This window comes from Collinsella sp. AM17-1, assembly GCF_003470665.1.
In the GTDB taxonomy this organism is placed as follows: domain Bacteria; phylum Actinomycetota; class Coriobacteriia; order Coriobacteriales; family Coriobacteriaceae; genus Collinsella.
Genome location: NZ_QRJZ01000006.1, coordinates 110,323 through 116,870, shown reverse-complemented (window position 1 = coordinate 116,870; position 6,548 = coordinate 110,323). Strand labels below are relative to the sequence as shown.

Sequence of the window (6,548 nt, the reverse complement as noted above, 5' to 3'; positions counted from 1 at the left end):
TCGGAAGGCACGTGCAGACCTTTCGTCATGGCCTCCTACCTTTCTTTCGGGCCTTTCGGCCGAATCTCTCAGCACCCTTCCGTAACGGGTGCTGCTTGCTGACAGCTCTAGTTATATCCAAATTCCAACCGCAATTCCACCTCGCCCCCGAACGGTCAACAAAGTGCGATGAACGGTATATCGCATGTGATTCCCCCATGATGCACTTCGGCGCTCTAAAGTAACTTTTCTAAGGTAAACGCTCTTTTTCCCATAAATTATCCCCCATCGCATCTATAAATCCATGATTCAGAATTGCATAGGTAAAACGGTTTTATGTATATAAATGAAGCTAGCTCACGTTTTGGACCGAATTCGATGATATTCAGCTCACCATCATTCTTATTCACGCATCCCTATCAGTTGAGTGAGAATATTGAACGCTAGCAATAGCGTCGCGAGCGTTAGTTCTATGGCCGGGCATCGTAAGAAATAGGTAAAGATACCGTTCACGCGATACGTCCGTGCCAGCGGTCAACTAAATTGAGACAATAGAATAGAGTTAGGCTATCGTCCCCTGCGGGGACTGAACGGACAGATGCATATGCCGAGCAAAATCGAAAAGAAGCAAAAGGCCGCCAAGCTGCGCAAGCCGCCGCGTGATTTTTCGTATACGCAAAACCGAGAGCTTAGCTGGCTGCGCTTTGACAACCGCGTGCTTGACGAGGCCTTTGACGAGACCGTCCCGCTGTTTGAGCGCCTCAAGTTCGTGTCGATCTTCGAGTCCAACCTCGACGAGTTTCTCATGGTGCGCGTGGGCGGCCTGTCCGACCTGGCAGAACTCAAAAAACAGCCCGTGGACAACAAGAGCAATTTGACCGCCTCCGAACAGGTCGATGCCGTCATGGCAGAGCTGCCCGAACTCCTTACCCGTTGGGAGTCCATCTTCAAGAGCATCGAGGGCAAACTCGACGCCTTGGGCGTTCACCGCGCTCGCATCGATTCACTTACGCCCGAGGAGCGCACCTTTGTCACCCGCTACTTCCAGGCCTACGTGTCGCCGGTCATCTCGCCGTTGGTCATTGACCCGCGCCACCCCTTCCCCAACCTGCGCAACGGCGCACTCTATCTAGCTTGCGGACTGGACGGTGTCACGGACGAGGAAAGTCTGCTGGGCCTCATCGAGATTCCCGCCTCGATGAACCGCGTGGTCGAGATTCCCTCGCCCGCCGGCACCTACTCCTACATCTTGCTCGAGGACGTCATTCTTGCCTGCTTGGACAGCTGCTTTGGCTCCTATAAGCCGCTCGACCGCGCTCTGATCCGCGTCACCCGCAATGCCGATATCGACCCGGACGGCGAGGGCGTCGAGGAGGAAGAGGATTACCGCCAGCACATGAAGCGCATCCTCAAAAAGCGTTTGCGCCTGCAGCCGGTGGTGCTTGCCGTCTCCGGTTCGCTCGAGAAGGCGACGCTCAAGACCATCCGCAAAGCGCTCGAGCTTTCGCGCCGCTCGGTTTTTACCTGCGATATCCCACTCGACCTGGGCTACGTCTTTGGCATCGAGGGCAAAATTCCCGAGCACCTGCGCAACGAGCTCCTCTTTACGCCGTTTAAGCCGCAGCCCAACCCCACCATCGACATGTCCCGCTCCATTCGTGAGCAGGTGCTGCAGGGCGACAAGTTGCTCTTTTACCCCTACGAGGCCATGAATCCGTTCCTGGACCTGGTACACGAGGCCGCATACGACCCCGAGTGCATCTCGCTACGCATCACGCTCTACCGCGTGGCCAAGCAGAGCCGCCTGTGCGAGTCGTTGATTGACGCCGCCGAGAACGGCAAAGAGGTCACGGTGCTCATGGAGCTCCGCGCGCGCTTTGACGAGCAAAATAACATCGAGTGGGCAGAGCGTCTGGAAGAAGCGGGCTGCACCGTCATCTATGGCTCCGAGGGTTTTAAATGCCACTCAAAGATCTGCCAGCTTACCTATCGCGAGGGTATGGCGCTCACCCGACTCACGCTTTTGGGTACCGGCAACTTTAACGAGAAGACGGCCAAGCTCTACAGCGACTTTATGCTCATGACCGCCCATCCCGGCATCGGCGAAGACGCCAACCTGTTCTTCCGCAACCTGTCGCTGGGCAACCTGCACGGCGACTACCGCTTTTTGGGCGTGGCGCCCGTCGGCCTTAAGCCGCTCATCATGCGCGGTCTGGACCGCGAGATACAACGTGCGCTCGCCGGCGAGCCCGCCCGCGTGTTCTTTAAGCTCAACTCGCTGACCGACCGCGAGGTCATCGACAAGATCTCCGAGGCATCGTGCGCAGGAGTCCGCGTGGACATGATCATCCGCGGCATCTCGTGCCTGAAGCCCAACATTGCGGGCAAGACCGAAAACGTGCACGTACGTTCTATCGTCGGACGTTTCTTGGAGCACGCGCGCGTCTATGCCTTCGGCGTGGACTCGGACATGATCTACCTGAGTTCTGCCGATATGATGACGCGCAACACCGAGCACCGCGTAGAGATCGCCTTCCCCGTGCTCGACCCCACCTGCCGCGCGCTGGTGCACGAGTACATGGGCGTGCAGCTGCGCGACAACGTGAAGGCACGTAGCCTGACGAGCGACGGCACCTGGGTTCCCGTAGAGCGAAAAGAGGGTGAGAAGCCCTTTAACTCGCAGGAGTTCCTGTTGGAGCGCGCTTATCGCAACGCCGAGTCCGCAGCCGTGGCTTCGGAGCCCGTCGCCAAAGCAAAACCGGAATCCGCACCTGTTCTGGGCCCCAAGCCCAAGCCCCAGACGGACGTTCCCAAGGTCCAGAAGGTCCAGGCAACCGTCATTGAACCCGACCTGGAATCCGAACCCGAGCCTGCGCCCCAGCCCCAGCCTCAGCCGCAGACCGTCAAGTCCGCGCCCCATGCAAGCGCCCGCCGCGAGAAACCCGCCGGCAAGACCAAGGCCATCGAGCGCCATCGCCCCGGCCGCGTGCGCATGGGCTTGGGCCTGATCGGCCTGGGTCTTAAGACGCTCATTACCGGCAAGACGAAATAGACGTTTGTAGAAGCGCCCCGTATTTGAGGAATGCCTCAGATACGAGGCGCTTTTCCCTGCTACCATGGTTGCGGACAACAACGCGAATGACAGGCAGGAATATGAAGCTCACCATAGAATCGATGACGTATGGCGCCGACGGTCTGGCGCATGCCGACAACGGCAAAGCCGTATTTGTGCAGGGCGCCGTGGCGGGCGACACCGTCGAGGCCGAGATCGTGCAGGACGGCAAATCGTTTATGCGCGCCCGCGCCACCGAGATTCTGGAGCCGAGCCCCGATCGCATCCAGCCTCCCTGTCCCTTCGTGGGCATCTGCGGTGGCTGCTCGTGGGGCAATCTCTCACGCACCGCTCAGCTTGCCGCCAAGGAGCAAAACCTGCGCTCCACGCTCGAGCGCATCGGCAAGTTCACCCCTGAGCAAGTCGACGAGCTGGTGCAGCCCATCCGCCAGACCAAGGACGATTGGGGCTACCGCAATAAAATTGAGCTCGAACCGACCGTCGTCAACGGCCGCGTTCGTCTTGGCATGCACGGCGTCGATCCCAGCAAGATCGTGACCGTCGATTCGTGTCCGCTGTTCGATAAACGTTTTCCCAAGGCGCTCAAGTCGGTCGTCGGCGCGCTCAACTATCTGAGCGGGAGCCACGACCTAAGCCTGGAGCGCGTGGGCATTCGCGCCTCGCGTCGCACCAAGGCGCTCGAAGTCGCGCTCTGGACGCCCACGGGCTCGTTTCCGCGCTCGCAGGTCTCGCGCGTGCTGGCAGACGCTGCACACCCCACGAGCATAGTGCGCGTTATGAGCAAGGGTGAGAAGAAGGCCCGCCGCGTCTCCAAGGTTGAGATGCTCGCCGGCGAGGGCTCCTGGACCGAGAACATCGCCGACGGCCAGATGCGCCTTTCGGCCCCGTCGTTTTTCCAGGTCAACACCAAGGGTGCCGAGATTTTGATCGAGCTTGTCATGGAGGCGCTCGACCCGCAGGAAGACGAGCTGGCCGTGGACCTGTACTGCGGTGCCGGTACCTTTACCCTGCCGCTCGCCCGCCGCTGCGACTTTGTCGCCGCCGTCGAGGCCTACGGTCCGGCCGTGCGCGACCTGCGCCGTAACCTCGAGATCAACAAACTCGACAACGTCGACGTCATCGGCGGCGATGCCGTGCGCGAGTTCCCCGACCAGGATGCCGATGTCCTGGTAGTCGATCCGCCGCGCGCAGGCTTGGCACCCGAGGCCATCGACCTCATCGCCAGCACGAGCGCACGCGACGTGGCCTATGTGAGCTGCGACCCTGCCACCCTGGCGCGCGACCTTAAGCGCTTTGTCGAGGAAGGCACCTTCTCCCCCGTCAAGATCACACCGGTCGACCTGTTCCCGCAAACCTTCCACTGCGAAACCGTCGTCCACCTCAAGCGTAACTAGACCGTTTGCCCAAGACCACGCCCGATGATTTTTCTGGGACGGGGATAAAAAATTGTTCTGAATGATTATTTAATCCCCGTCCCGAAATTGAACCGCCCCCTCATTTCTTGGACATTAGAAATGGGGGGCTTCTTTATGGACGGGAGAGTCAGGCACGACGCCACGCTGAGGACTCTTGCAGCAGAGCTTTGCGACAGGGGGTGCGGGCGCGCCGAAGGCCAGCGGGAGGCCGAAGGGTGCCCGGACCCGGCCGGGGCCGGCAGCGTGCGAGGGCAAGCTCATGCGACGGAGCTGCTGCCCGGGCGCCTGAAGGACGAATTCTACAGGAGCCGGACGTGGCGGAGCTTCGAGGAGTTCAAGCGGGACCTCGAAGCCTATACCGTTCACTGGAACAAGAGGAGGCGGGTTAAGCAAAAGGGACTGACCCCGGAGGAGTTCCGAAATCAGTCCCCATGTGCGGCATAGGCCGCTAATTGACCCGTCCAAGTATCGGGGCGCAGTTCATTTCAGCGCCGCCCGAGAAAGCTAAACGCCTTCTGGCAGGTTGTCCCGGGCCGAGGGCGGCCACCTTGATCGCCCTCGGCCCTCACCCACCTCAACTGCCCCTCAATTACATAGAGCTGATTGAGGAGGGCGCAGGCTAGCGGGTGCCTTCCTCATCGTCGTTGGGCCGGTAGGTGATGAACTCGATAACAAAGGCCAGGACGGCAGAGACGAGCGAGGCGATGATCGCGAAGATCATGTGGGAGATCCCGGCGCCACCAGGGGTCCCGTCGATAAAGTTGAGCAGGTTGAAGACGCCGAGGCCGCCCGAGATGTACATGAGAGCGCCAGTCATTCCCACGATGGCGCCGCCCACGGCGGAGCTCAGGCATGCCACGACGAACGCGCGCTTGTTGGGGAGGGCGATGCCGTAGATGCCCGGCTCGGTGACGCCGAAGAAGAAGGCGGAGATCATCGCGGGAAGGGCGATGCCGCGGAAGCGCTCGTCCTTGTTTCTGAGGTACATGGCAAAGATGACCGCTCCGAGCGCGAACCCGTGGCCGATGGTGGCGGCGAGCACGCTGTCGTGGCCGAGGGTGTTCAGATTCATGATGGAGATGGGGATGAGGCTCCAGTGGAAGCCAAAGATGACGAGGCACATCCACAGTCCGCCAACCAGGGCGCTGCCCAGGACGGAACCAACCACGGGGAGCTGGAAGATGAACGAGAATGCCGCGCTCAGCAGGTTGGTGATGAGGGTGGCCACCGGGCCGATGATGAGGTAGCCCAAGACGATGGAGACCGTCATCGTGGCGAGCGGGACAAGGAACATCTTGAGCGCAGCCGGCATCCAGCTCTTGAGCCAGCGCTCAAGGATAGAGCCGAACCACACCATGAGAAGGACGGGGATCACCGAGCTCACGTAGCCGGACACGGGCATGATGATGGGGATCCCGAGGGCGGTGGCGTACCACGAGAACGTGCCGGCCACGCCGAGGTCGATGCTGCCGAGCGCCTCGCCCGAGGTCAGGGCGACCATCGTCGGGTAGAGGAGCGCCACGCCGATTGCCACACCGGTGAACTCGTTCATGCGGAACTTGCGCGCGGCACTGAACGCCAGGGCGACGGGAAGGAAGTAGAAGAAGCCGTCAGCCACGGTGTAGAGCAGCGTGTAGAGGCCGTCGTTTGCAAAGTCCGGGACGAAGTAGGTGATGAGGGCAAGCAGTCCCTTCATGATGCCTGCGGCGGCAAGCGGTCCCAGGATGGGCTGGAAGATGCCAGAGATGAGGTCGATGATGACGGAGGCCACGGTCTTCTCGCCCTGGGGCTCGTCGTCGGCGCTTGCGCCGCTCGAGAAGTTGCCGGACTCCAGGACCGCGTCGTAGACGTCCTCGACGATGTTACCCACGACCACCTGGTACTGGCCGTTGGCCTGGATGACCTGGATGACGCCCTTGAGGGCCTCGATCTTGGCCGTGTTGGCGCGGGACTCGTCCTTGAGTTTGAAGCGCACGCGCGTGATGCAGTGCGCGACGCTGGCGACGTTCTCTGTGCCGCCTACGTTCTCGAGTATGGATCTGGCCAGATCGTCGTATTTTTCAGCCATTATTTTCTCCTTA

At 60.6% G+C, this 6,548-nt stretch carries 4 protein-coding genes; 3 read left to right on the top strand and 1 reads right to left on the bottom strand.

The annotated features are described in order from the left end of the window. Positions 1–583 precede the first annotated feature (583 nt). The 3 genes from ppk1 (at position 584) to DW195_RS10690 (ending at position 4,911) form a co-directional block, all read left to right on the top strand. Positions 584–3,031, top strand: a complete 2,448-nt coding sequence (gene ppk1 / locus DW195_RS04730; RefSeq protein WP_233540818.1) for a polyphosphate kinase 1 — start codon at positions 584–586, stop codon at positions 3,029–3,031. An 86-nt stretch (positions 3,032–3,117) separates the two neighbouring features. Further along, positions 3,118–4,446 (top strand): 23S rRNA (uracil(1939)-C(5))-methyltransferase RlmD, encoded by a 1,329-nt coding sequence (rlmD, locus tag DW195_RS04725; protein ID WP_118205998.1) that lies wholly within the window; start codon positions 3,118–3,120, stop codon positions 4,444–4,446. Between the two features lie 120 nt (positions 4,447–4,566). Then, positions 4,567–4,911, top strand: coding sequence for an IS3 family transposase (locus DW195_RS10690; protein WP_370215086.1), 345 nt, complete (start codon positions 4,567–4,569; stop codon positions 4,909–4,911). Positions 4,912–5,086: 175 nt separating this feature from the next. Here the strand turns inward: DW195_RS10690 and DW195_RS04715 are convergent, their stop codons facing one another. Continuing rightward, a complete protein-coding gene (locus DW195_RS04715; RefSeq protein WP_118205997.1) occupies positions 5,087–6,535 on the bottom strand; it encodes a PTS transporter subunit EIIC in 1,449 nt (482 codons plus the stop codon). Between the last annotated feature and the right edge of the window lie 13 nt (positions 6,536–6,548).